The sequence below is a fragment of the Streptomyces sp. NBC_01481 genome (genome assembly GCF_026339995.1).
Classification (GTDB): Bacteria; Actinomycetota; Actinomycetes; order Streptomycetales; family Streptomycetaceae; genus Streptomyces.
In genome coordinates this window covers 1,742,444-1,766,342 of record NZ_JAPEPT010000001.1, presented here as the reverse complement: position 1 = coordinate 1,766,342, position 23,899 = coordinate 1,742,444, and the positions used below count along the sequence as shown (strand labels likewise).

The 23,899-nt window shown below is 70.4% G+C and carries 24 protein-coding genes; 14 read left to right on the top strand and 10 right to left on the bottom strand.

The annotated features are described in order from the left end of the window. Positions 1–110: 110 nt before the first annotated feature. Positions 111–1,196: an amidohydrolase family protein gene (locus OOK40_RS08135; protein WP_266477727.1), complete on the bottom strand. Its 1,086-nt coding sequence runs from the start codon at positions 1,194–1,196 to the stop codon at positions 111–113. A gap of 396 nt (positions 1,197–1,592) precedes the next feature. Here OOK40_RS08135 and ectA point away from each other — a divergent pair, with 396 nt between their 5' ends. Genes ectA through thpD form a run of 4 tightly spaced genes read left to right on the top strand, consistent with a single transcriptional unit; the run spans position 1,593 to position 4,759 of the window. After that, positions 1,593–2,129 (top strand): diaminobutyrate acetyltransferase, encoded by a 537-nt coding sequence (ectA, locus tag OOK40_RS08130; RefSeq protein WP_266477725.1) that lies wholly within the window; start codon positions 1,593–1,595, stop codon positions 2,127–2,129. A gap of 26 nt (positions 2,130–2,155) precedes the next feature. Further along, positions 2,156–3,424: a diaminobutyrate--2-oxoglutarate transaminase gene (gene ectB / locus OOK40_RS08125; protein WP_266477723.1), complete on the top strand. Its 1,269-nt coding sequence runs from the start codon at positions 2,156–2,158 to the stop codon at positions 3,422–3,424. A gap of 30 nt (positions 3,425–3,454) precedes the next feature. Then, complete coding sequence (locus OOK40_RS08120) at positions 3,455–3,859, top strand: ectoine synthase (RefSeq protein WP_142216390.1); 405 nt, start codon at positions 3,455–3,457, stop codon at positions 3,857–3,859. Positions 3,860–3,862: 3 nt separating this feature from the next. After that, a complete protein-coding gene (gene thpD / locus OOK40_RS08115) occupies positions 3,863–4,759 on the top strand; it encodes an ectoine hydroxylase (protein WP_266477715.1) in 897 nt (298 codons plus the stop codon). An 86-nt stretch (positions 4,760–4,845) separates the two neighbouring features. Here thpD and OOK40_RS08110 read toward each other — a convergent pair whose 3' ends face one another. Continuing rightward, a complete protein-coding gene (locus OOK40_RS08110) occupies positions 4,846–5,925 on the bottom strand; it encodes an alkene reductase (RefSeq protein WP_266477712.1) in 1,080 nt (359 codons plus the stop codon). Between the two features lie 136 nt (positions 5,926–6,061). Between OOK40_RS08110 and OOK40_RS08105 the strand changes: the two genes are divergently transcribed. Further along, complete coding sequence (locus OOK40_RS08105; protein ID WP_266477710.1) at positions 6,062–6,646, top strand: MarR family winged helix-turn-helix transcriptional regulator; 585 nt, start codon at positions 6,062–6,064, stop codon at positions 6,644–6,646. Here OOK40_RS08105 and OOK40_RS08100 read toward each other — a convergent pair. Then, complete coding sequence (locus OOK40_RS08100) at positions 6,595–7,641, bottom strand: aminotransferase class V-fold PLP-dependent enzyme (RefSeq protein WP_266477708.1); 1,047 nt, start codon at positions 7,639–7,641, stop codon at positions 6,595–6,597. The genes OOK40_RS08105 and OOK40_RS08100 overlap by 52 nt on opposite strands. 195 nt (positions 7,642–7,836) lie before the next feature. Between OOK40_RS08100 and OOK40_RS08095 the strand changes: the two genes are divergently transcribed. Beyond that, on the top strand, positions 7,837–8,013 hold the full coding sequence (locus OOK40_RS08095) for a hypothetical protein (RefSeq protein WP_266479106.1): 177 nt from the start codon (positions 7,837–7,839) through the stop codon (positions 8,011–8,013). A gap of 3 nt (positions 8,014–8,016) precedes the next feature. Here OOK40_RS08095 and OOK40_RS08090 read toward each other — a convergent pair whose 3' ends face one another. Both OOK40_RS08090 and OOK40_RS08085 read right to left on the bottom strand, forming a co-directional pair. Beyond that, positions 8,017–8,631, bottom strand: a complete 615-nt coding sequence (locus OOK40_RS08090) for a DUF1349 domain-containing protein (protein WP_266477706.1) — start codon at positions 8,629–8,631, stop codon at positions 8,017–8,019. 5 nt (positions 8,632–8,636) lie between these two features. Next, entirely contained in the window at positions 8,637–10,175 is a 1,539-nt protein-coding gene (locus OOK40_RS08085) for an aldehyde dehydrogenase (NADP(+)) (RefSeq protein WP_266477704.1), read from the bottom strand. Positions 10,176–10,306: 131 nt separating this feature from the next. On the opposite strand from OOK40_RS08085, the gene OOK40_RS08080 reads away from it, so the two are divergent. The 6 genes from OOK40_RS08080 (at position 10,307) to OOK40_RS08055 (ending at position 16,078) form a co-directional block, all read left to right on the top strand. Beyond that, positions 10,307–11,077, top strand: coding sequence for an IclR family transcriptional regulator (locus OOK40_RS08080; RefSeq protein WP_266477702.1), 771 nt, complete (start codon positions 10,307–10,309; stop codon positions 11,075–11,077). Then, the gene (locus OOK40_RS08075) at positions 11,078–11,554 is read left to right on the top strand and encodes a GNAT family N-acetyltransferase (RefSeq protein ID WP_266477701.1); all 477 of its coding nucleotides are present in this window, start codon (positions 11,078–11,080) and stop codon (positions 11,552–11,554) included. 79 nt (positions 11,555–11,633) lie between these two features. Beyond that, entirely contained in the window at positions 11,634–12,623 is a 990-nt protein-coding gene (locus OOK40_RS08070; RefSeq protein WP_266477700.1) for a hypothetical protein, read from the top strand. Further along, positions 12,620–13,870 carry a sensor histidine kinase gene (locus tag OOK40_RS08065; protein WP_266477699.1) on the top strand — a complete coding sequence of 417 codons (1,251 nt, stop codon included), beginning with the start codon at positions 12,620–12,622 and terminating at the stop codon, positions 13,868–13,870. Before OOK40_RS08070 ends, OOK40_RS08065 begins: the two co-directional genes overlap by 4 nt. 5 nt (positions 13,871–13,875) lie before the next feature. Further along, positions 13,876–14,523 (top strand): response regulator transcription factor, encoded by a 648-nt coding sequence (locus OOK40_RS08060; RefSeq protein ID WP_266479002.1) that lies wholly within the window; start codon positions 13,876–13,878, stop codon positions 14,521–14,523. 103 nt (positions 14,524–14,626) lie between these two features. Beyond that, a complete protein-coding gene (locus OOK40_RS08055) occupies positions 14,627–16,078 on the top strand; it encodes a penicillin-binding protein 2 (RefSeq protein WP_266477698.1) in 1,452 nt (483 codons plus the stop codon). Between the two features lie 28 nt (positions 16,079–16,106). Here OOK40_RS08055 and OOK40_RS08050 read toward each other — a convergent pair whose 3' ends face one another. The 5 genes from OOK40_RS08050 to OOK40_RS08030 all read right to left on the bottom strand — a co-directional run bounded on the left by OOK40_RS08050 (position 16,107) and on the right by OOK40_RS08030 (position 22,509). Then, positions 16,107–17,513: an NCS2 family permease gene (locus OOK40_RS08050; protein WP_266477697.1), complete on the bottom strand. Its 1,407-nt coding sequence runs from the start codon at positions 17,511–17,513 to the stop codon at positions 16,107–16,109. A 176-nt stretch (positions 17,514–17,689) separates the two neighbouring features. Further along, the gene (araD, locus tag OOK40_RS08045) at positions 17,690–19,429 is read right to left on the bottom strand and encodes an L-arabinonate dehydratase (RefSeq protein WP_266477694.1); all 1,740 of its coding nucleotides are present in this window, start codon (positions 19,427–19,429) and stop codon (positions 17,690–17,692) included. Further along, positions 19,426–20,337: a dihydrodipicolinate synthase family protein gene (locus tag OOK40_RS08040; protein WP_266477692.1), complete on the bottom strand. Its 912-nt coding sequence runs from the start codon at positions 20,335–20,337 to the stop codon at positions 19,426–19,428. Before OOK40_RS08040 ends, araD begins: the two co-directional genes overlap by 4 nt. A 67-nt stretch (positions 20,338–20,404) precedes the next feature. After that, positions 20,405–21,568, bottom strand: a complete 1,164-nt coding sequence (locus OOK40_RS08035) for a hypothetical protein (RefSeq protein WP_266477690.1) — start codon at positions 21,566–21,568, stop codon at positions 20,405–20,407. Continuing rightward, on the bottom strand, positions 21,565–22,509 hold the full coding sequence (locus tag OOK40_RS08030; protein ID WP_266477688.1) for a 5-dehydro-4-deoxyglucarate dehydratase: 945 nt from the start codon (positions 22,507–22,509) through the stop codon (positions 21,565–21,567). The genes OOK40_RS08035 and OOK40_RS08030 overlap by 4 nt, the downstream gene beginning before the upstream one ends. A 238-nt stretch (positions 22,510–22,747) precedes the next feature. Between OOK40_RS08030 and OOK40_RS08025 the strand changes: the two genes are divergently transcribed. Beyond that, complete coding sequence (locus tag OOK40_RS08025; RefSeq protein WP_266477686.1) at positions 22,748–23,557, top strand: NAD(P)-dependent oxidoreductase; 810 nt, start codon at positions 22,748–22,750, stop codon at positions 23,555–23,557. A 90-nt stretch (positions 23,558–23,647) separates the two neighbouring features. Beyond that, the gene (locus OOK40_RS08020) at positions 23,648–23,866 is read left to right on the top strand and encodes a hypothetical protein (RefSeq protein ID WP_266477685.1); all 219 of its coding nucleotides are present in this window, start codon (positions 23,648–23,650) and stop codon (positions 23,864–23,866) included. Positions 23,867–23,899 lie beyond the last annotated feature (33 nt).

The window sequence follows — 23,899 nt, the reverse complement described above, 5'->3', positions numbered from 1 at the left end:
CCCGTCCGGCGATTGAGGACATGCGGCCGAAGGTCGCATACGGGTCCGGGCGGAGCCCCGGTTAAGGGAACGGGCGGGGTGGGGAACAAGCCCCGCCGCAGGCGCACCCCTCAGCCGATCACCCTCCCGTTCAGCACCACCCGCCGCGGCCCCGCCAGCACCCTCACGTCCGCCCGCGGATCCTCCTCGTACACCACCAGATCCGCCGGTGCGCCCTCCTCCAGGACCGGGCGGCCCAGCCACTCGCGCGCGCCCCAGGCCGTCGCCGACAGTGCCTGGATCGGCGGGATGCCCGCCTTGACCAACTCGGCCACCTCCGCCGCGACCAGACCGTGGGCCAGCGAGCCGCCCGCGTCCGTGCCGACGAAGACCGGGATACCGGCGTCGTAGGCCGCGCGCACGGTGTCGTAACGGTTCTCGTGCAGCCGCCGCATATGGGCGGACCACTTCGGGAACTTGGACTCGCCGCCCGCCGCGAGCGCCGGGAACGTGGCGATGTTGACGAGGGTCGGCACGATCGCGACGCCCCGCTCGGCGAAGAGCGGGATCGTGTCCTCGGTCAGCCCGGTGGCGTGCTCGACGCAGTCGATGCCCGCCTCGACGAGGTCCCTCAGCGAGTCCTCGGCGAAGCAGTGCGCGGTCACCCGGGCGCCGAGCCGGTGCGCCTCCGCGATCGCCGCCTCGACCGCGTCCCGCGGCCAGCAGGCGGTCAGATCGCCGGCGTCCCGGTCGATCCAGTCGCCGACGAGCTTGACCCAGCCGTCACCGCGGCGGGCCTCCTGGGCGACATAGGCGACCAGGTCATCCGGCTCGATCTCGTGGGCGAAGTTACGGATGTAGCGCCGGGTGCGTGCGATGTGGCGGCCCGCCCGGATGATCTTCGGCAGGTCCTCACGGTCGTCGATCCAGCGGGTGTCGGCCGGGGATCCGGCGTCGCGGATGAGCAGCGTGCCCGCGTCCCGGTCGGTGAGCGCCTGTTTCTCGCTGGTCGCTTCGTCCACGGCGCCATGGTGGTCGAGCCCGACATGGCAGTGTGCGTCGACCAGCCCGGGCAGCGCCCAGCCGCGCACGGTGACGGCCTCGGCGCGCGGCCGTTCGTACGAGATACGGCCGTCGACCACCCAGAGCTCGTCCTTCACCTCCTCGGGTCCGACGAGCACCCGCCCCTTCACATGCAGCACCGTCTGATCGCTCATACGAGCACTGTACGAGGCTCACGCGCCCCGTGGCCCGGCAGTGCGGACAGCGGTGAACAGCATTTCCCCGGACAGTAAAGTCGACGTTAATTCGAAATTCCGGAAGCTGCTTTATTACGGGCACCTTCCCGTATTCGTCTGCCCCCGTTTCGCAAGCCTAAACACCAAGGTTTCGTCAGGGTCGAAGGCCGTAATTCGGACGGGTCTCACGGTGGTTACAGATATGTGACCGACTCCACAAGCCCGACCTATTCGCCCCTTATTTGCCGCACAAATCGTCCGAAAAGGCCACCGGCTGACCTCGGTGTCCGCGCCCGCGCGATAACACAACCGAGCGCTTCACCCAACCCCTTCCCTCAATGCATTTTCGAAATTAGCTGGGTAAATTTCCTCGACATGACCGCCGCACAAGAAGACCTTGTACGAGCCAACCCCCAGAGCGAATTCACGGAGATCGACACCCCACGAGTGGAGGACGGAGCCGCGATCTGGCGCATCGCCCGCGACTCCGAGGTCCTGGACCTCAACTCCTCGTACAGCTATCTGCTGTGGTGTCGCGACTTCGCGGCCACCTCCCTGGTGGCGCGCGGGGCCGACGGCGAGCCCATCGCCTTCGTCACCGGTTATGTACGCCCCGACCGCCCCGAGGCCCTGGTCGTCTGGCAGGTCGCCGTCGACCACGCGCACCGCGGCCGGGGACTGGCCGGTGTGCTGCTCGACGCGCTGACAGCGAGGGTGACCGGCGGGCGCGGGGTGCGGGAGGTCGAGACGACCATCACGCCCGACAACACCGCGTCCGACCGGCTGTTCACCTCGTACGCGAAGCGCCACGAAGCGCCCCTGGCCCGCGAAGTCCTCTTCGACGGCGAGCTGTTCCCCGAGGGGACGCACCAGCCGGAAGTCCTGTACCGCATCGGCCCCTTCTCCGCCTGACACCCCCCCACACCTGGAGACTTGCTGTGACCATCACCCCGCCCGCCCTGAGTGTCTTCGAGACCCTGGAGTCCGAGGTGCGCAGCTACTGCCGCGGCTGGCCCGCAGTGTTCGACCGTGCGCAGGGCAGCTACCTCCACGACGAGGACGGCCACACCTACCTCGACTTCTTCGCCGGCGCCGGATCACTCAACTACGGCCACAACAACCCGGTGCTGAAACGCGCCCTGATCGACTACATCGAGCGCGACGGCATCACCCACGGCCTGGACATGGCCACCACGGCCAAGCGCGCCTTCCTGGAGTCGTTCCAGAACGTGGTCCTGCGGCCGCGAGACCTGCCGTACAAGGTCATGTTCCCCGGCCCGACCGGCACCAACGCGGTCGAGTCGGCGCTCAAGCTGGCCCGCAAGGTGAAGGGACGCGAGTCCGTCGTCTCCTTCACCAACGCGTTCCACGGCATGTCGCTCGGCTCGCTCGCCGTCACCGGAAACGCCTTCAAGCGGGCCGGCGCCGGCATCCCGCTGGTGCACGGCACGCCCATGCCGTTCGACAACTACTTCGACGGCCAGGTTCCGGACTTCCTCTGGTTCGAGCGTCTGCTGGAGGACCAGGGCTCCGGCCTCAACAAGCCCGCCGCCGTCATCGTCGAGACCGTGCAGGGCGAGGGCGGCATCAATGTCGCCCGGCCCGAGTGGCTGCGCGCGCTTCAGGAGCTGTGCCACCGCCAGGACATGCTCCTGATCGTCGACGACATCCAGATGGGCTGCGGCCGCACCGGTGGCTTCTTCTCCTTCGAGGAGGCGGGCATCACGCCGGACATCGTCACCCTGTCGAAGTCCATCAGCGGCTACGGACTGCCCATGGCGCTCTGCCTGTTCAAGCCGGAGCTGGACATCTGGGAGCCGGGTGAGCACAACGGCACCTTCCGCGGCAACAACCCCGCCTTCGTCACCGCGGCCGCCGCGCTGGAGACCTACTGGGCGGACGGCCAGATGGAGAAGCAGACTCTGGCCCGCGGCGAGCAGGTCGAGCAGGCACTGCTGGCCATCATCGCCGAGAGCCCCGAGGACGGGGTGAGCTTCCGGGGCCGCGGCCTGGTGTGGGGCCTGGAGTTCGCGGACAAGTCGCGCGCCACCGCGATCTGCGCCCGCGCCTTCGAGCTGGGGCTGCTGCTGGAGACCTCGGGCCCGCAGGGCGAAGTGGTCAAACTGCTGCCCGCGCTCACGGTCTCGCCCGATGAGCTCGACGAGGGCCTTCGCATCCTGGCCCGGTCCGTACGCGAGACCGCCTGACACCCCGTACGAGAAAGGCAACGACTCACCGTGATCGTCCGATCGTTCAAGGACATCGAGAACACCGAGCGCCATGTGAAGGCCGCGTCCGGCACCTGGGAGAGCAAGCGCATCGTGCTCGCCAAGGAGAGGGTCGGCTTCTCGCTCCACGAGACCACGCTGTACGCGGGTACGGAGACGTCGATGTGGTACGCGAACCACATCGAGGCCGTGCTCTGTGTGGAGGGCGAGGCCGAGCTCACCAACGACGAGACCGGCGAGACCCACTGGATCGAGCCCGGCACGATGTATCTGCTGGACGGCCATGAGCGTCACACCATGCGCCCCAAGACCGATTTCCGCTGTGTCTGCGTCTTCAACCCGCCCGTCACCGGACGGGAGGACCACGACGAGAACGGCGTCTACCCGCTGCTGACCGAGTCCGAGGAGGGCTGAGAAATGACCACCGCCGCTGTACGCGCCGACCTGTACCCGACCCGTGGCGTGGGCGAGGTGATGACCCCGCGCCAGGACCCGGTCGTCTGGTCCGCACCCGGCGCGCCGGGGCCGATCGTCCCGTCCGAGCTGATGGGCTTCGAGCGGGACGGCTTCCTGACCGTCGACGAGCTGATTACGCAGGACGAAGTCGCCCTGTACCGCAGCGAGTTGGACCGGCTGATCGCCGATCCCGCCGTCCGGGCGGATGAGCGCTCGATCATCGAGCCGAAGTCCCAGGACGTACGCTCGGTCTTCGAGGTGCACCGGCTCAGCGAGGTCTTCGCCTCGCTGGTGCGCGACGAGCGGGTGGTGGGCAGGGCCCGCCAGATCCTCGGTTCCGATGTGTATGTCCACCAGTCCCGGATCAATGTGAAGCCGGGCTTCGGCGCCTCGGGCTTCTACTGGCACTCGGACTTCGAGACCTGGCACGCCGAGGACGGACTGCCGAACATGCGCACCGTCTCGGTCTCGATCGCCCTGACCGAGAACCGTGACACCAACGGCGGCCTGATGATCATGCCCGGCTCGCACAAGGCGTTCCTGGGCTGCGCGGGCGAGACGCCGAAGGACAACTACAAGAAGTCGCTGCAGATGCAGGACGCGGGCACCCCGTCGCACGCGGCGCTGACCCGGTTCGCGGACCGGCACGGCATCCGGCTGTTCACCGGCCGGGCCGGGTCCGCGACGTGGTTCGACTGCAACTGCATGCACGGCTCCGGGGACAACATCACCCCGTATCCGCGCAGCAATGTCTTCATCGTCTTCAACAGCGTGGAGAACGCGGCTCAGGAGCCCTTCGCGGCGCCGGTGCCGCGGCCCTCCTTCATCGGTGCGCGGGACTTCACACCGGTGCGCTGACCGTACGACCCGTGCGCTGACCGTCGTACGGCACGAGGGCGGGGCCGGTCCGATGGGACCGGCCCCGCCCTCGTGCCGTACGACGGTCAGTTCGCGATCAGCGCCGGGTAGTCGATGTAGCCCTTGTCGTCTCCGCCGAAGAAGGAGGAGGTGTCCGGGGTGTTGTACGGGCCCTCGGACTTGAGCCTGACCGGCAGGTCGGGGTTGGCCAGGAACAGCGCGCCGAAGGCGAGGATGTCCGCGGTTCCGTCCTCGATCAGCCCGAGCGCCGCGTGGTCGGTCGGGCCCTCGGTCGCAGGGTTGAGGATCAGGGTGCCGCTGAACTTCTCGCGCAGCTCCCGCGTGATCTCCCGGTAGCCGGGGACCATCTCGACGATGTGCAGATAGCCGATGCCCAGCGGCTCGATCTCGTTTATCAGCGCGGGGTAGACGGCCTCGGTGTCGGTCTCGGCAATGTCGTTGTACGCGTTGCCGGGAGAGACGCGCAGTCCGGTCCGCTCCGGGCCGATCGCCTCGGCCACGGCCTTGGTCACCTCGACGGCGAAGCGGATGCGGTTCTCGACGGAGCCGCCCCACTCGTCGGTGCGCAGGTTGGTGTTGGGGGCGAGGAACTGGTGGATGAGATAGCCATTGGCGCCGTGCAGCTCGACACCGTCGAAGCCGGCGGCGACGGCGTTACGGGCCGCCTCGACGAACTCCTCGATGATGGCCGGGATTTCGTCGGCGCCCAGCTCGCGCGGGGCGATGAAGTCCTTGGGTCCCTCGTGTGTGTACAGCTGCCCGGCGGGGGCGACGGCGGAGGGCGCCACACTGACCAGTTCCTGGTCGGGCCAGAGCACCGGGTGGCCGATGCGTCCGGCGTGCATGATCTGGGCGAAGATCTTGCCGCCCTTGGCGTGCACGGCGTCGGTGACCTTGCGCCAGGCGGCGACCTGCTCGTCGGTGTGCAGGCCCGGAGTGTTCGGGTATCCCTGGCCGAGTACGGACGGCTGGATGCCCTCGGTGACGATCAGTCCGGCCGATGCGCGCTGGCTGTAGTACTCGACGGTGGACTCGGTGACCGTGAGGCCGTCGCCGTACGCGCGGCTGCGGGTCATCGGCGCCATGGCGATGCGGTTCGCGAGCTGCGTGCCGGACAGTTCTACGGGGTCGAACGCGGTGGTCATGGGTGCTCCCAGAGAGTTATATGGTCGGCCAAGTATTCGCGCCGGATGCCACTGTAGACCATTAATTGGCCGACCAAGGTAAAATTCTCGGAGACACTGTCCATGTGACAGTCGCACCCTTGCCCAGGAGGCCCCGATGACGCCCGAGACCGCGGCCGATCCCGTCTGTACCGAGTCGCCCGAGACCGCGGCCGGCGCCGTCTGTACCGAGTCGCTGCCGACCGCCGCGCTCGGCGGGCCCGTCAGCCTCGCCGTCTCCCGGGTCGCCCGGCTGCACCGCATGGCGGCGGGCAAGCTGCTGCGGGGAGCCGGGCTCTACCCGGGGCAGGAACTGGTCATGATGCATCTGTGGGACGCCGGTGCCGTGCGCCAGTCGGAGCTGATCAAGGCCGTCGAGCTCGACCCGTCCACCGTGACCAAGATGCTCCAGCGACTGGAACAGGCCGGACACGTCCGCCGCCGCCCCGACCCCTGCGACCGGCGCGCGGTGCTCGTCGAAGCGACCCAGGACAGCTGCGCCCTGCACTCCGCGGTCCAGGCGGCCTGGGCGAACCTGGAGGAGCACACCCTCGCCGGGCTCGACCCCGACGAGCGCGGTGAGCTGACCCGGCTCCTCGGGAAGGTCGAGGAGAATCTCTGCATGCAGACCGCGGACTGCCCCGGCCGGCCTCAGCCGGACAGCACGTCCAGCGCCCAGTCGACGTCAGCGGCCGTGTTGTAGAGATGGAAGGCGGCGCGCAGATTGCCCGCCCGCTCCGAGACGATCACTCCCGCATCGGCCAGCCCGGGGACCCGGTCGCCGAGCCCCGGCACGGCCACGATCGCCGAATCGCCGGGCACCGGCCGGTGTCCGAGCTTCGTCAGGCCGTCCCTGAACCGCCGGGCGAGCGCCGTGTCGTGGGCGTGTACGGCGTCGATGCCGGTCTCTTCGAGCAGCGCGAGGGACTCCTTGGCGCCGTGGTACGAGAGGAATGCGGGCGGTTCGTCGAACCGGCGGGCCGAGCGGGCCAGTTCCTCGATCCGCCCGTAGGTGGTGGCCCACAGATCCTCGGCGGCGAAGGTCCCGGCGTGGATGGGCACCAGGGTCTCCTGAGCCTCCTCGGTCACGGTGAGGAACGAGACGCCGCGCGGGCAGAGCAGAAACTTGAAGGCGCCGGTGACGGTGAAGTCCCAGGCGGCCGCGTCCAGCGGCAGCCAGCCCGCCGACTGGCTGGCGTCGACGAGCGTACGGGCCCCGTGAGCGGCCGCCGCGGCACGGATGGCGGGCATGTCGGCGATCCGGCCGTCCGAGGACTGCACCGAGGAGAACGCCACCATCGAGGTGCCCGGACCGACCGCGTCGGCCAGCTGCTCCAGCGGGGCGTACCGCACCTTGAGATCGCCGCGCACGGTGAAGGGCGTGATGACCGAGGCGTACTCCCCCTCAGGGAAGAGGACTTCCGCGCCGGGGTGCAGTGAGGACGCGATCAGCCCCACGTGCACCGAGACCGAACCGCCGACGGCGACGCACCCCTCGTCCACACTGCTCAGCCGGGCGAAGGACTGCCGGACGTCGGTCACCGCCGACCATTCACCGGCGCCGCCCGGACGCCCTGCCGCAAGTTCGTCGGCGAGCAGCTTCACCGCCTCGACGGTCCGGCGCGGCAGCATCCCGCAAGTGGAGGTGTTCAGATACGTCATCTGCGGCGCGAACTCGGCGCCACCCAGGGGCTCCATGAGATCACCCTGCGGCGCGCTCAACGCCAGGTCAATCGCGAATCGTTGAGACACACCCCTCAGCAGCGCTTAAGCATGTGCTCCGGCCTGCGGAATCTCACACAAACCACGGCGTCGCAGGCCGCCGCGTCCGCGCCGATCGGGTGCCTCATGCCGCGTAAGCCCCGCAGGCGCGGAAACGGGCGCTGGACGTGCTTGCAGACGCCCGTTCCGTGGGTCGGAAGTGTTCCGGCCGGCTCCGCCGAGCTGCCGCTGCCCGACCAGCTCCACCCGGACGCTGCCGCACACCACCGCATCGGCGAACGCTTCGCCGCCCTGGACTTCGGCTCCGGCGGCCCGTTCGCCGCCGAGGATGCCTCAGCGCCCCTGTGATCCTCAGCTGCCGTCGCGCAGCCCGTCGGGCCAGCCCGGTCGGAACGCGATCCGGTCGAAGGTCACCACACAGCCCTCGCCCACCGGGGACTGCGCCAGAAAGCCGACGAGCGCGGCCCCGGCCTGCTCCTCGGTGCCCAGGGCGAAGATCCGTACGAAGGTCCAGCGCTCGCCGTCCGTCGACGCGTGGAAGGCGAAGGCCTTGCCCGTGCGGCTGATCCGCAGCCACGCGCTGTCGCCGTCGAGTGCGAAGGAGTTGGCGTCGTCGGAATGGCCGCGGGTGACGACCGTGCAGATGGTGGGCTTGTCCGGGGAGAGTTCCAGGCAGAGCTTGGCCCACTCCCGTTCGCCGACGTGCAGATAGAGCACGCCGGCGTCGAAGGCCGCTGCGAAGCTGACCGTGACCCGCGCGATGAGCTGGAAGTCGCCCTCCGGCGCGCCGAGCAGGCGCGGCGCATCGGATGCCGGTTCCAGCGCATCGCCCGCGGGCGGGACGAAACGGTCCTGCCGGGCTCCGGCCCAGCCGGTCAGCACGCCCTTCTCGTACGACCAGTTGGCGTCGGGGCCGTACGGGCGCAGCGGGAAGGGGAGTTCGGGCAGTTCGATCTGGTCGCTCACAGCGCTCAGCTTCGCGGAGTCTCCTGGCGGCCGTCCACCCGACGCGGCAGACCGAGCGGGTTGTCGTCGCGCAGCTCCGCCGGAAGCAGTGCCTGAGGCGTGGTCTGGTACGTCACCGGGCGCAGCCAGCGCTCGATCGCGGTCGCGCCGACCGAGGTGGAGGTGGAGGTGGTGGCCGGGTAGGGGCCGCCGTGGTGCTGGGCGGGGGCGACGGCGACGCCGGTGGGCCACCCGCCGACCAGGACGCGGCCCGCGAGCGGGGTGAGTTCGGCGAGCAGCTCGGCGCCCCGGCCCTCGCCCGCGGCCTCGCCGTCGGAGAGGTGGAGGGTGGCGGTGAGGTTGCCCGGGAGGCGGCCGAGGACCGCGGTGATCTCGGCGTCGGACTCGTAGCGCGCGACGACGGTGACCGGCCCGAAGCACTCTTCGAGCAGCAGGTCGTGCGGGCCTTCGGCAGCCAGCAGCCGGGCGGGTACGGAGAGGAAGCCCGCGCTGACGGTGTGCGCGCCGCCCGCGCCCGGGGTGATGGGGGCCTCCACCTGGGGCAGTGCCGCCCGCTCCCGTACGCCGTCGACGAAGGCCGCGCGCATCCGGTGGTCGAGCATCACACCGGGCTCGGTCTCGCTGACGGCGTCCGTCAGGGACTTCAGCAGCCGGTCGCCCGCGTCACCGGCGGGGGCCAGGACGAAGCCGGGCTTGGTGCAGAACTGGCCCTCCCCCAGGGTCATCGAGCCCGCGAGCCCGGCGCCGAGCTCCTCCGCCTGTTCCCCGGCCGCCGCCTCGGTGACCACGACGGGGTTGAGGGAGCCGAGTTCGCCGTGGAAGGGGATGGGCGCGGGCCGGGCGGCCGCGGCGTCGAAGAGCGCGCGTCCGCCGCGTACGGATCCGGTGAATCCGGCGGCCGTGATCAGCGGGTGGCGCACCAGCTCGACGCCCGCTTCGAAGCCGTGCACCAGGGCCACGACGTCCTCGGGCAGGCCGACGTGCTGGGCGGCCCTGCGCAGGACGGACGCGCACAGTTCGGAGGTGCCGGGGTGGTCGGGGTGCGCCTTGACGACGACGGGGCAGCCGGCGGCCAGCGCGCTCGCCGTGTCGCCGCCGGGCACGGAGAAAGCGAGCGGGAAGTTGCTCGCGGCGTAGACGGCGACGACGCCGAGGGGGATCTTGTAACGGCGCAGGTCCGGCCAGGGCGGCGTGCGGCTGCCGTCCGCGTGGTCGATGTGGATGTCGAGATAGGCGCCCTCGTCGACGATGTCGGCGAAGGCACGCAACTGGCCGGTGGTGCGGGCGAGTTCTCCGGTGAGGCGGGTCGGGCCGAGCGCGGTCTCGGCGTCGGCGGCCTCGATGACGTGCTCGCGCGCCTCGTCGAGGAGGTCGGCGGCGGTGCGCAGCAGGAGCGCGCGTACACTCCGGTCGGCGAGCGCGGGGCGGGCGGCGTGTGCGGCGCGGACCGCGCGGTCGATCTCCTCGGTTGTGGACTCCACCGCAACCTGCTCACGCGGGTTCCCGGTTCGGGGGTCGACACTCCAGACTGGTGCTGCTGCCACCGCGGCTTCCTTCCCGCTCTACTGCCACCCATCAGGGCTTTTGTTCGGTATTCTGAACAAAGTTCCTGATGATGAATCTGTGGGGACTCTATTTCCGTGCGTTCTGCGCGGTCAAGAAGGGGCGAGGAGCAATGACAACTGCCGATACCGGTGGGGCACAGGTCAAGTCCGCGGTGCGGACGGTGGAATTGCTCGAGTATTTCGCCGGGCGCCCCGGCATGCACTCCCTCGCTGCGGTCCAGGAGGCCGTCGGCTACCCCAAGTCCAGCCTCTACATGCTGCTGCGCACCCTGGTGGAGCTCGGCTGGGTGGAGACCGACGCGACCGGTACGCGCTACGGCATCGGCGTACGGGCACTGCTTGTGGGCACCTCCTACATCGACGGCGACGAGGTCGTGGCCGCCGCCCGGCCCACCCTGGACCGGCTCTCCGACGACACCACGGAGACGATCCACCTCGCCCGGCTCGACGGCACCAATGTCGTCTATCTCGCCACCCGGCAGTCGCAGCACTATCTGCGCCCCTTCACCCGCGTCGGCCGCCGGCTGCCCGCCCACTCCACCTCGCTGGGAAAGGCGCTGCTCGCCACCCACAGCGACGAGCAGGTGCGCAAGATGCTGCCCGAGACCCTGGCCTCGCTGACCGAGCACACCATCACCGACCGCGAGAAGCTCATCGAGGAGCTGCATCTGATCCGCGAGCAGGGCTATGCGGTGGACCGCGAGGAGAACACCCTCGGGCTGCGCTGCTTCGGCATCGCGATTCCCTACCGCACCCCGGCGCGCGACGCGATCAGCTGCTCGGTGCCGGTGGCCCGGCTCACCCCCGGCCACGAGCAGATGATCAAGGACGCGCTCTTCGACGCCCGCGACCGGCTCACGCTCGCCACCCGGAGGCTGTGAATGGCCCTGCCCGTCGCCCTGCGTGAGGTGCTCGACAGCGATCTGCCGCACTTCTTCCGGCACATGAGTGATCCCGAGTCGAACCGGATGGCGGCCTTCACCTGTGAAGACCCCACCGACCGGGCCTCTTTCGACGCGCACTGGGCACGGATCCGCGCCTCGGACGCGGTCATACGGACCGTGCTGGCCGACGGGTTGGTCGTCGGCCACACCGCGGTCTACGGACCGCCCGAGGAGCGCGAGGTCACGTATGTCATCGACCGCGCGTACTGGGGCCGCGGCGTCGCCACCGCAGCACTGCGCGCGCTGCTCGAACTCGTACCGACGCGTCCGCTGCACGCCCGCGCCGCCGCCGACAACGCGGGCTCGATCCGGGTCCTCGAGAAGTGCGGATTCGCCGTCACCGGCAAGGACCGGGGCTTCGCGCACGCCAGAGGTGCACAGACCGACGAGCTGCTCCTCACCCTGGCGGGCTGAGCCTCCTCCGCCGTACGGCGGAGGCGAATCGTCGCAGCGCAGGAGGTGCTGGCAGGGCCGTGCCGGGAGCGTGGTCGCCATGACACGGACACCGCTCGCTCCCGTCCCCGGGGCCCACGTCCCGCTTCTCGCCCCGCGTGCGCACAGGGTGCTGCGCACCCTCACCGTCGCCTCCTGCGTCCCGTATCTCTCGCTCAAGATCGCGTGGATCGCCGGCAGCAGGATCGGCATCCCCGACGGAAGTGTGCTGCTGGAGCACCGCGGCCTGATCGCCGTCGCCAACAGCGTCACCGTCCTGATGGACGGCACCGTCATCGTCCTGGCGCTGCTGCTCACCCAGGCGTGGGGCCGCCGCGTCCCCGCCTGGCTGCTTGCCACGCCGATGTGGATCGCGGGCGGTCTGCTCGCCCCGATCATGGTCGGTTTCCCGGTCCAGTTGCTGACCCGCGCCGTCACCGGAGCCGAGCCCCACCGGGCGGGGGACAAACCCTTCCTCGACGAGTGGGTATTCGGGGTCGTCTACACGGGCTTCATCGTCCAGGGCCTGGCCCTGGGGACGCTCTTCGTGCTCTACGCCCGCGAGCGCTGGAGCCATGTGTGGCGGGGCCGGATCTGGGACCTGCCCAGTGCCGCCACCGGGCTGACGCTGAAGGTGACCGCCGTGGCTGCCGCCGTGCTCGCGTTCTTCCCGGCCGCGATGCACCTGCTGTGGGCCTGCGGCGCGACGACCGGTCTCTCCGCGACGCGGATCGAGCAGCGCACGGCCGACTTCTATGTGCTCGAAGGGATCAACGCCCTTTTCGTGGCCGTCGCCGTGACCGGAGCGCTGCTGCTCGCCTTCCGCCCGGTCCCCGCACTGCCGCTGAAGACTCCGCTGGCCATGGCCTGGCTGGGCTCGGGCGCGGTGGGCTGCTGGGGCATCTGGCTGCTGATCGCCGTGGTGCTGCCGGGCTCCGAAGACGGCGAGCGGGCATCGGGGTTGATGGCCCTGACCTACGCTGTGGGCATGATCGTCGGCTTGCTCGTCATCACCGGCACGGCCTCGTTCGTGCGACGGCGCGGCGCGTGAGGAGAGTGCTGGGGGCGTCCGCCCGGGCGCTGTTCGGGACGCGGGCCGGGCTTCGCTGGCTCCATCTGATCCTGGGCGGCGCCCTGTTGATGCCGTACTGGCTGGTGGGCACGGTGTTCGTCGGCCCGCTCGTCGGTGCCAAGGACATGTTCTCCGACTCCCTCGCCCTCCAGTTCGGCGCGTACGGCATCGCGCTGCCGATAGCCGCGGTGACGGCGCTGTTGTTCCCGCTCACCAGACCGCTGGCGGTCGCCCTGGCGAAGGCTCTGTGCGGGGTGCCCGCCGAGCGGTTCGCGGAAGGGCCGGCGCGATCGCGGGACGCGCGGCTGCGGGCCTCGGGCTGGTTCACGCTGCATGCGGGAATCGGCGCGCTGATCAGCGGCGCCACGCTCGCGCTGCCGCCGTTCGCCGTGAGCCTGATGGTGCTGCCGTTCTTCCCGGCGCTGCGGGGACGGCTCGAATTGCCCCACTACCCCGCCTGGCAGCTGGCCCTGTTCCCGTTCGCCGGAATGGCCATGCTGGCCGCGCTCGCGGCCTGTGCGGCGGCGGCCGGGGCACTGCTGGCCCGCCAGGCGCCGGTCCTGCTGGGCCCCACACCCGCGGACCGGCTGGCAGCCGCTGAGCGCCGGGCCACCGAACTGGCCGAGCGCAACCGGCTCGCCCGCGAGCTGCACGACTCGGTGGGCCACGCCCTGAGCGCCGTCACCCTGCAGGCGGGTGCGGCCCGCCGGGTCCTGGACAGCGATCCGGAGTTCGTACGGGAGGCACTGGCCGCGATCGAGGAGACCACCCGGCGCACGGTGGGCGAACTCGACTCTGTACTGGGCCTGTTGCGCCAGGACGACGACCACACCACCCAGCTCGACGGACCGACCCTGGACACCCTGGACGGACTGCTCGCGCGCAGTGGCGTCCCGGTGTCGCTCAGCTCCGACGGCGACCTGGCCGCCGTCCCCGCGCCCGTCTCGCGCGAGGCGTACCGCATCGTCCAGGAGGGGCTGAGCAACGCCCTGCGCCACGCCGGGGCGACCCCGGTGACCCTGTGGATCGCCCTGTGCGGCGAGGAGTTGGAGATCACGATGGAGAATCCGCTGCCCGACAGGGCCCCGGTGGTCCGTCCGGGAGGCGGCCGCGGAGTGCGCGGCATAGCCGAGCGGGCCGCGCTGCTGGGCGGACGGGCGCAGGCGGGAGCGCAGGGCACGGTGTGGCTGCTGTCCGCGCGGCTGCCGCTGGGCGGTGACCGGTGAGCGTGATCCGGGTCGTCCTCGCCGACGACGAGCGCATGGTCCGTACGGCGCTGCGCGTCATCCTCGACGCCGAGCCCGACCTGGAGGTGGTCGGCGAGGCGTCGACCGGCGCGGAGGCCGTGCCGGTGGTGCGTGAGCTGCGACCCGACGTGGTCCTGATGGATGTACGGATGCCGGAGATCGACGGCATCCGCGCCACCGAGCAGATCCTGGCCACGCTCGACGAACCGCCGCGGATCCTTGTGGTGACGACCTTCGAGAACGACTCCTATGTGTACGACGCGCTGCGCGCCGGGGCCGCGGGCTTTCTGCTCAAGCGGGCGGCGGCCGAGGAGCTCGTCCAGGCGGTCCGTCTGGTGGCTCGCAGTGACTCGCTGCTCTTCCCCGCGGCCGTGCGCTCGCTGGCAGCCGAGTACGGCGGCCGCCGCACCCCCGCACCCCCGCCGTGGGCGGCGCGGCTGACCGAGCGCGAGGCCGAGGTGCTGCGGCTGATGGCGAGGGGGCTGACGAACGCGGAGATCGCCGGGCGGATGGGCGTGGGTCCCGCGACGGCCAAGACGCATGTGGCCTCGGTCCTGGCGAAGACCGGCGCCAGGGACCGTACCCAGGCGGTGATCGCGGCATACGAGTCGGGGTTCATCTCACCGGGCTGAGGCACGGCTCGTCACCGCGCTGAGGCCGGCTCGCGGATGAGGATTCCCTGAGAAGCCCGGCCGGCCGGAACGGCACGTCCGGCCCGGTCGTCCTCCCTATGGGATGAACAAGACGATCAGGAACGCCGCGGTCTTCTCGCTGCTGCTGGTGCTCGCTCTGCTGATACGGGCGACCTGGGTGCAGGCGTACGAAGCCCGGGCCCTCGCGGACGACGAACACAACCGGCGGAAGATCATCGCGCAGTACGCGCAGCCGCTGGGCGACATCGTCGTGGCCGGGTCACCGATCACGGGCTCGAAGAGGACGGAGGGCAGCGACCTCGCCCACAAACGCACCTACACCGACGGCTCGCTCTATGCCGCGGTCACCGGTTACAGCTCGCAGGCATACGGCGCGACCCAGCTGGAAGGCATCTACAGCCATGTCCTGGACGGCACGGACAGCCGGCTGAAGAACCCCGTCGACGCGCTCACAGGCAAGCAGCAGGAGCCCGGCGATGTGCTCACCACCATCGACCCCGCGGTGCAGAAGGCGGCCTACGAGGCGCTCGGCGACACCAAGGGCGCGGCCGTCGCCATCGACCCGAAGACGGGGATGGTCCTGGGCATGGTCAGCACGCCTTCGTACGACCCCTCGAAGATCAGCGGGACGACGGACGGCGACGCCTGGAAGAAGCTGCTGGCCGACAAGGACAAGCCGCTGGTCAACCGCGCGCTGCGGCAGCCGCTGCCGCCCGGTTCGACCTTCAAGCTGGTGGTCGCGGCGGCAGCCCTGGAGGACGGTCTGTACGACTCGGTGGATTCGAAGACGGACAGCCCCGATCCGTACACCCCGCCCGGCACGACCAGGGTCCTGGAGAACGAGAACAAGGCCGCACCCTGCGAGAACGCGAGTCTGCGCACCGCGCTCCAGTACTCCTGCAACAACGTCTTCGGGAAGCTGGCGGTCGACCTCGGCCAGGACAAGGTCCGGGCGATGGCGGAGAAGTTCGGTTTCAACGATGAGAAGCAGGACTCCCCGGTGCGGGCCCTGCCCAGTGTGTATCCGACCGGGATGGACAAGCCCTCGACCGCCTACAGCGGCATCGGCCAGTTCGATGTGACCGCGACCCCGATGCAGCTGGCCATGGTCTCCGCGGCGATCGCCAACGACGGCGTCCTGCGGGCGCCGCACATGGTCTCCAAGGTCGTGGACGCGGACGGCAACACGCTGCAGTCGTACGAGGACGCGGCATCGAAGCGGATCGTCTCCTCGTCCACCGCCGAGCAGCTGCGCAGCGCGATGGTGACCGTCGTGGAGGACGGCACCGGGACCAATGCCAAGGTCGAAGGCGCCGAGGTGGGCGGCAAGACCGGCACCGCCCAGCACGGCGAGAACAACAGCAAGACGCCGTACGCCTGGTTCACCTCGTACGCCAAGGACTCCGGCAGCGACAAGGAGGTCGCGGTCGCCGTCCTGATCGAGGACTCGGGCGCGGCCCGCTCCGAGGTCAGCGGCAACGGGCTGGCCGCGCCCATCGCCCAGAAGATGATGGCCGCGGCCCTGAAGTCCTGAAGCCCGACGGCTGCTTGAGGCGCGACGGCTACTTCACGCCGAAGAGCTGCTCGACCGGGTCGATCGCGAAGTAGACCGCGAACAGCGCCGCCGTGCCCCACAGCAGCCAGTGCACATCGCGGGCCTTGCCCAGCACCGCCTTGATGACGACATAGGCGATGAAGCCGGCGCCGATGCCGTTGGTGATGGAGTACGTGAACGGCATGACCGCGATCGTCAGGAAAGCCGGGATGGCGATGTCGTACCGCTCCCAGTCGATATGGCGGACCTGCGCCATCAGCAAGAAGCCGACGGCGACGAGCGCGGGCGCCGCGGCCTGGGCGGGGACGACCGTGGCGAGCGGCGTGAGGAAGAGGGCGAGTGCGAAGAGCCCGCCGGTGACCAGGGAGGCGAAACCGGTGCGGGCGCCCTCGCCGACTCCTGCCGCCGATTCGATGTACGAGGTGTTGGAGGAGGCGGATGCGGCGCCTCCGGCCGCGGCGGCGACACCGTCGATCAGCAGCACCCGGCCGAGGTGGGGGACCTTGCCGTTCTCGTCCAGCAGACCGGCCTCGTTGGAGACGCCGACGACCGTGCCCATGGTGTCGAAGAAGTCGCTGAGGATCAGCGTGAAGACCAGCAGGACGATCGTGATGACGCCGACCTGCTCGAAGGCGCCGAAGAGGCTGAAGGAGCCGATGAGCCCGAAGTCGGGGGCGGCCACGATGTCGTCGGGGACGGACGGCACGGTCAGGCCCCAGGCGATGGGCTTGATGTCGGCGATCTCGTTGATGACGATCGCGAGGACGGTCATCACGACGATGGAGATGAGGATCGCGCCCTTCACCTTGCGGGCCATCAGCGCGACGGTGAGCAGCACGCCGAGACAGAACACGAGGACGGGCCAGCCGGAGAGATGACCGCTCGCGCCGAGCTGGACGGGCACGGTGCCGGTGTCGCCGGGGATACGGGTCGCGAAGCCGGCGTCGACGAAGCCGATGAACGCGATGAACAGGCCGATGCCGACGCTGATGGCCTGCTTGAGCGAGGGCGGGATGGCGTGCATGACGGCCTCGCGCAGGCCCGTCACGACCAGGACGCAGATGAGGATGCCTTCGAGGACGACCAGGCCCATCGCGTCGGGCCAGCTCATCAGCGGCGCGATCTGGAAGGCGACGACGGCGTTCAGGCCGAGACCGGCGGCGATGGCGAGCGGGAGATTGCCGCCGAGCCCCATGATCGCGGTCATCACCGCGGCGACCAGGGCGGTGGCCGTAACGAGCTGGGGACCGGAGAGATGGGCGCCGAACTTGTCCTCGGCGCTGCCTAGGATGATCGGGTTGAGCACCAGAATGTAGGCCATCGTGAAGAACGTGGCGAAGCCGCCGCGTATCTCGCGGGCGAAGGTCGAGCCTCTCGCGCTGATGTGGAAGTACCGGTCGACCTGTGCAGACATGGCTCTCCTCGGGGGGGGGCAATCCGGCTGGCGGGTAGCTGGATTGTTCCCGTGAGGAGGGCGTTTGTGGTTATGCGCGTGTTACTTCGCACCGGACTTACTTCATATCCGCCTGCTTCTCATCCGGTTGCTTCACATGGCGATTCATGACGGCTCGGGCTGACCTTCTCAGCGGGTCAACCTGCGTACGGATCGGGGTTCTTGCCCGGTTTGGCAAGGAATGCGAAGTCGCAGCCGGTGTCCGCCTGGGTGATCTGCTCGCCGTAGAGCGCGCCGTACCCCCGCTCGTACCGCTCGGGCGGCGGCCTCCAGGCGGCCCTGCGCCCCGCCAGCTCCTCGTCCGTGATCTCCAGCCGCAGCGTACGCGCGGCGACGTCCAGGGTGATCAGGTCGCCGTTCTCGACCAGCGCCAGCGGTCCGCCGACGTGCGACTCGGGCGCGATGTGCAGCACGCAGGTGCCGTAACTCGTGCCGCTCATCCGGGCGTCCGAGATCCGCACCATGTCCCGTACGCCCTGTTTGAGTAGATGGTCGGGCAGCGGCAGCATCCCGTACTCGGGCATGCCGGGGCCGCCCTTGGGGCCCGCGCCCTTGAGCACCAGTACATGGTCGGCGGTGATGCCGAGTTCCGGGTCGTTGATGGTCCGCTGAAGGGTCCGGTAGTCGGGGAAGACCACCGCGGGGCCCGTGTGCTCAAGGAGCCGGGGCTCGGCGGCGATGTGCTTGATGACCGCGCCGTCGGGGCAGAGGTTTCCGCGCAGCACCGCCACACCGCCCTCCTGGGCGAGGGGGTTGTCGCGCGGGCGGATGACATCTGGGTTGTGGACGCGGGCACCCGCGAGCTGCTCGCGCAGGGTCGGATACGCGACGGTGGGCCGGTCCAGATGCAGTACGTCGGTCAACTGCCCCAGAAACGCCGGGAGTCCGCCCGCGAAGTGGAAGTCCTCCATCAGATACCGGCCGCCGGGCCGGAGGTCGGCGAGCACCGGCACCGTACGGGCGATGCGGTCGAAGTCGTCGAGCGTGAGCCGAACCCCCGAGCGTCCCGCCATGGCGATCAGATGGATCACGGCGTTCGTCGAGCCGCCGAGGGCGAGGACGGTGGCCACCGCGTCCTCGTACGCCTCCCGCGTGAGGATCTTCGACAGCTTCAGGTCCTGCCGCACCAGCTCGACGATCCGGCGGCCGGACGCGGCCGCCATCCGCTCGTGCCCGGAGTCGACGGCGGGGATCGAGGACGCGCCGGGGACCGTGACACCGAGCGCTTCCGCGGCCGCGGTCAGGGTGGATGCGGTGCCCATGGTCATACAGGTGCCCGGCGAGCGGGCCAGGCCGTTCTCCAGCTCGGCCAGCTCGGCGTCCCCTATCAGTCCGGCCCGCCTGTCGTCCCAGTACTTCCACATGTCCGTGCCGGAGCCGAGCACTTCATCGCGCCAGTGGCCCGGCAGCATCGGCCCCGCCGGTACGAAGACGGCGGGCAGATCGGCGCTGGCGGCTCCCATCAGCAGCGCGGGCGTGGACTTGTCGCAGCCGCCCATCAGTACCGCGCCGTCCACCGGATAGGAGCGCAGGAGCTCTTCCGTCTCCATCGCCAGCATGTTGCGGTAGAGCATCGGGGTCGGCTTCTGGAAGGTCTCGGAGAGCGTGGAGACCGGGAATTCGAGGGGGAAGCCGCCCGCCTGCCAGACGCCGCGCTTGACGGCCTGGGCCCGCTCGCGCAGATGAACATGGCAGGGATTGATGTCGGACCAGGTGTTGAGGACGGCGACGACCGGCTTGCCGAGGTGTTCCTCGGGGAGGTAGCCGAGCTGGCGGGTGCGGGCGCGGTGGCTGAACGAGCGCAGCCCGTCCGTGCCGTACCACTGGTGGCTGCGCAGCTGTTCGGGGCTCGGTTCCTCGGGGCGCTCGGCGGTCATGCGTCCCATCCCGCGACCAGGGCGGCGACCTCGGCGCGCTGTTCCGCGGGCAGGGTGCGGCCGGGCGGGCGCACGTCGCGGCGGCTCAGGCCGAGCGAGGCGAGGGCCTCCTTGACGACGGTCACGTTGTTGGCGGACTGGTGGGCCGCGCGCAGTTCCTCGAAGGGCCTGATCCGCTCCCAGACGGTCATGGCGTCCGCGTAGCGTCCGTCGCGCAGCGCGTCGCGCATGGCGAGCGAGACGGCGGGGGCGACATTGACGAGCCCCGAGGTGAAGCCGGTCGCGCCGGCGGACCAGTAGGAGGGCGCGTACAGCTCGGCGAGTCCGGCGACCCAGACGAAGCGGTGCAGGCCGGCGTCGCGCGCGAAGGCGGCGAACCGGGCCGCGTCGGGGACCGCGTACTTGACGCCGACGACATTGGGGCAGCGGTCGCCGAGCTCGGCCAGTGCCCGGCCCGCGAGCAGGGGGTTGCGGATGTACGGGACGACGCCGAGTCCGGGGACGGCGTCGGCGACCGCCCGGTGATAGTCGATCCAGCCGTCCTGCGAGACGTACGGGTGCACGGGCTGGTGCACCATCACCAGCTGCGCGCCCGCGTCGCGCGCGTGGAGCGCGGCGGCGACGGCGGTGGGCACCTCGTGGCCGACCCCGGCGACGATCGTCGCTGCTCCCGCGGCCTCCTCGGCGGTCAGCTCGACGGCGCGCCGGCGCTCGTCGGGGGTGAGGGCGTAGAACTCCCCTGTGTTGCCGTTCGGCGTGAGGGTGGTGACCCCGGCGTCGAGCAGCCGCCGCAGCACGGCTCGCTGGGCCTTCTCGTCGACGCTGCCGTCCGCGGCGAACGGCGTCACCGGGATCGCCACGACATCGGCGAGCGCCGCGCCCAGGGCGGGGAGTTGGGGCTCGGTCATGCTGCGTCCTCCTCATACGGGTCCGGGGCGAAGCCCCAGTTCGGGAAGGGCTGGGTGGGGAAAGACTTCAGCCCAGCCGCGACAGCGCCTCCCCCATCGCCGCCAGGTCCGCGTCCGACGCCAACCCCGCGTGGTACAGCCGCAGTTCATTCGCCCCCAGAGCCGCCGCCCGCGCCGCGTCCTCCCCCAGCGTCCCCGGGCTGCCGCCCATCCCGCTCACCACCGTGAGGTTCGCCGCGAGCACCGCCCCGGGCGCCTCCTGTTCCGCGAAGGGCGCGACCCGGGCAGGCTCGCCCGTGCACGGCACGACCACTCCGTCCGCGACGGACAGGATGTGCGCCGGGTCGACGCCCGCGTTGGCGCCGCAGTGGTGGGCGACCGGGTCGGCGTGCAGCAGGACCTGGAAGCCGTCGGGGGCCGCCGCCCGCACCGCGGTGATGGCGGCCTCCTGGAGCGCGCGTGCCGTCCGCGCCCTGAATTCCAGTGTCGCCGCGGCCGGTTCGTGGCCGAGCAGCTTCTCGATCCGGGCGTCGGCCGGCGCCGCACCCGCCCAGGCGGGCTCGAGTGCGTTGCGTACGGCCGCGGCCAGCAGCTCCGGCTCCAGGCCCTCCTCTGCGTAACCGTCCCGGCAAGAACCGCAGAAGCACAGGGACATCAGATACTGCGCCGCGTCACCGAGGGCGACGCCCGCGGTCTTGTCGTGGGCGTGCAGATGCGCGAGGCCGTACCAGCCGCAGGACTCCAGCTCGGTGCCACGGGCACCCGGCCGGGTCGCCGCCTCGGCCGCGAGGTCGATGAGGAGGGCACGGACAGCGGGCTGGGCGATGCACGGCGCCCAGGGGTAGCGGTCGCCGTAGGCGTTGACGACGGAGGTGTCCGGATGGTCGGCGCCCAGGCGGGAGTTGTGGGCGAGGATCACCCAGGTGTGGACCTCGAGCCCGGCTTCCGCGAGGGCCGCTGCGGCTTCCCCGTACACGTCACCGAGCGCCCAGTCCCCCGCGGCGTACGGGCGCAGCTCGCGGCCCGCCCAGCGCTCCTCGTCCGGCTCGTAGAGCACGGCGGCGTGCTGCGCGGTGACGATCCGGTGCCGGGGGTGGCGCGGGGTCAGGGCGCGGGTGGAGTGGTAGGCGGCGGCGAGGGTGACTTGCTGGACGCCGAGGTCGGCGACGCGGGCCGCGGCGTCGGGGTCGCCGACGACGTCCCAGGGGTAGAGGAAGGCGGCGGTCTTCACGCGCCGTCCTCCAGCAGGGCGCGGCCCCGCTCGATGAGGTCGGCGAGGGCGGTGATGTGCTCGGGGCGGGGTTCGCTCAGCGGCGGCCGTACTTCGCCGACGTCCAGCCCTTCGAGCCGTACGCCCGCCTTGACGAGGGAGACGGCATAGCCGCGGCCGAGATTGCGCAGTTCGACCAGTGGCCCGTAGAAGCCGTCGAGCAGCCGGTTGACGGTCTTGTCGTCACCGGTGATCAGCGCGCGGTAGAAGGCGAGGGCGATGTCTGGCGCGAAGGCGAAGACGGCCGAGGAGTACAGGGTGATGCCGATGCCGCGGTAGGCGAGGCCGGTGAGTTCGGCGGTGGGCAGCCCGTTGAAGTAGAGGAAGTCCTCGTCGGGCAGGTCGCGGCGGACGGCGCCGACGATGCGCTGTATCAGGTCGAGGTCGCCGTGGCCGTCCTTGAGGCCGATGATGCCGTCGGCCCGGGCGAGTTCGACGACGGCCTCGGGGGTGAAGACGGCGTTGTCCCGCTGGTAGACGATGACGTCGAGGGAGGTTGCTTCGGCGAGCGCCGTGTAGTGCCGCAGCAGTCCTGGCTGGTCGGCGACGACGAGATAGGGCGGCATCGCGAGCAGTCCGTCCGCGCCCGCGGCTTCGGCGATCTCCGCGAACCGGACGGCGAGCGCGGTGCCGTAGCCCGCGCCGGCGACGACCGGCACCTCGCCCGCGGTCTCGGCGACGGCCGCGGCGACGCACGCGCCGAACTCCTCGGGGGTCAGGGCGTGGAACTCGCCCGTGCCGCAGCACGCGAAGACCGCGGCCGCACCGGCGTCGATGCCGCGTCTGACATGGGTGCGGAAGGCATCGAGGTCCAGGGCGCCGTCCGGTCGGTACGCGGTGACGGGGAAGAACAGCGGTCCTTGGACCCGGGTGAGCCGGGCGGCGAGCGGGGCTGAGGTCACGGGCGCTCCCTGGGCCGTGCACCGAGCCTGCAACCCGTGCACAATTCTGATCGACGTCCATATTCCTGAACGCGTTCACGCTAAGGCAGCCGCGGAGGGCGGGTCAAGACAGAAAGCCGCAACTCAGAGGCGGAGTCGACCCGTCCGCGCCACACTTGACGGTGTTCGGACCACTCCCTAGCGTGTCCATACATGTGAATGTCATCTATGGACCTGAGCGTTTCGAGGAGAACCATCCATGCCCCCTCCCCGCACCGTCCTGCTCACCGGCGCCGCCGGCGGCCTCGGCACGCTGATGCGGGGGCTATTGCCCGCGTACGGCTACGAGCTCCGGCTCTTCGACGCCACCTCCATAGAGGGCGTGCCGGACGCGATCACCGCGGACCTCGCCGACAAGGAGGCGCTGCGCAAGGCGGTGCGGGGCGTCGACGCGATCATCCACCTCGCCGGAATTTCCCTGGAAGCCCCGTTCGAGAAGATCCTCCGCGCCAACATCGAAGGGACGTACAACCTCTACGAGGCAGCCCGCGAAGAGGGCGTGGAGCGCATCGTCTTCGCCTCCAGCAACCACGCGGTCGGCTTCACCCCGCGTCCCCAGGGGGACGACCCCCTGATCCCCGTCGACACCCCGCGCCGCCCGGACACCTTCTACGGTCTGTCGAAGTGCTTCGGCGAGGACCTGGCCCAGCTGTACTGGGACCTGCACAGCGTCCAGACCGTCTCCGTCCGCATCGGCTCCTGCTTCATGGAGCCCACGTCGGTGCGGATGCTGTCGGTCTGGCTGAGTCCCGGCGACTGCGCCCGCCTCTTCCACGCGGCGCTCACCGCCGAGAACGTCGGCCACACCGTCGTCTACGGCTCGTCCGCCAACACCCGCCTGTGGTGGGAGCTGTCGACGGCGCGCTCGCTGGGCTACGAGCCGCAGGACGACTCGGAGCAGTACGCCGAGAAGCTCGTCGCCGAACAGGGCGAACTCGACCCGGACAATCCGGACCACGCGTATCTGGGCGGCCACTTCACCACCAACCCGCCCCGGTGGCCCTACTGACCGGTCGCGCCGGGCACCCACGCGGGGAAGAAAACACGCCGGCAGAAAATTCGCGTGCCGAACGTCCGTGCCCCGGCCAGGATGTCGGGCATGGCCAAGCCCTTCGGATTCAGTTACGCGCAGCACGGCGACGGCAGCGTTGTCATCACCCACCGCGGCCGCGCGGCCGGGACGCTGCGCGGCACTCGCGCCGAGAAGTTCCTGGCCGAGGTGGGCTCGGGAGACCCCCAGTTGGTCATGGCCCGCTGGACCGGCGCGTACAAGTTCGGCAACGAGCGGACGGCCCGCAACCACCCGCGCAACCGATAGCGCGGGAGATGAATCGAGAGTCGGACCAAAGGT

Excerpts from the sequence above, each read along its gene's own strand:
- OOK40_RS08135 (WP_266477727.1), bottom strand. The coding sequence starts at position 1,196 with ATGAGCGATCAGACGGTGCTGCATGTGAAGGGGCGGGTGCTCGTCGGA.
- OOK40_RS08075 (WP_266477701.1), top strand. The coding sequence starts at position 11,078 with ATGGCCCTGCCCGTCGCCCTGCGTGAGGTGCTCGACAGCGATCTGCCG.
- OOK40_RS08055 (WP_266477698.1), top strand. The coding sequence starts at position 14,627 with ATGAACAAGACGATCAGGAACGCCGCGGTCTTCTCGCTGCTGCTGGTG.
- OOK40_RS08100 (WP_266477708.1), bottom strand. The coding sequence starts at position 7,641 with ATGGAGCCCCTGGGTGGCGCCGAGTTCGCGCCGCAGATGACGTATCTG.
- araD (WP_266477694.1), bottom strand. The coding sequence starts at position 19,429 with ATGACCGCCGAGCGCCCCGAGGAACCGAGCCCCGAACAGCTGCGCAGC.
- OOK40_RS08080 (WP_266477702.1), top strand. The coding sequence starts at position 10,307 with ATGACAACTGCCGATACCGGTGGGGCACAGGTCAAGTCCGCGGTGCGG.
- OOK40_RS08050 (WP_266477697.1), bottom strand. The coding sequence starts at position 17,513 with ATGTCTGCACAGGTCGACCGGTACTTCCACATCAGCGCGAGAGGCTCG.
- OOK40_RS08020 (WP_266477685.1), top strand. The coding sequence starts at position 23,648 with ATGGCCAAGCCCTTCGGATTCAGTTACGCGCAGCACGGCGACGGCAGC.
- ectA (WP_266477725.1), top strand. The coding sequence starts at position 1,593 with ATGACCGCCGCACAAGAAGACCTTGTACGAGCCAACCCCCAGAGCGAA.
- OOK40_RS08025 (WP_266477686.1), top strand. The coding sequence starts at position 22,748 with ATGCCCCCTCCCCGCACCGTCCTGCTCACCGGCGCCGCCGGCGGCCTC.
- OOK40_RS08105 (WP_266477710.1), top strand. The coding sequence starts at position 6,062 with ATGACGCCCGAGACCGCGGCCGATCCCGTCTGTACCGAGTCGCCCGAG.
- OOK40_RS08070 (WP_266477700.1), top strand. The coding sequence starts at position 11,634 with ATGACACGGACACCGCTCGCTCCCGTCCCCGGGGCCCACGTCCCGCTT.
- OOK40_RS08040 (WP_266477692.1), bottom strand. The coding sequence starts at position 20,337 with ATGACCGAGCCCCAACTCCCCGCCCTGGGCGCGGCGCTCGCCGATGTC.
- OOK40_RS08110 (WP_266477712.1), bottom strand. The coding sequence starts at position 5,925 with ATGACCACCGCGTTCGACCCCGTAGAACTGTCCGGCACGCAGCTCGCG.
- thpD (WP_266477715.1), top strand. The coding sequence starts at position 3,863 with ATGACCACCGCCGCTGTACGCGCCGACCTGTACCCGACCCGTGGCGTG.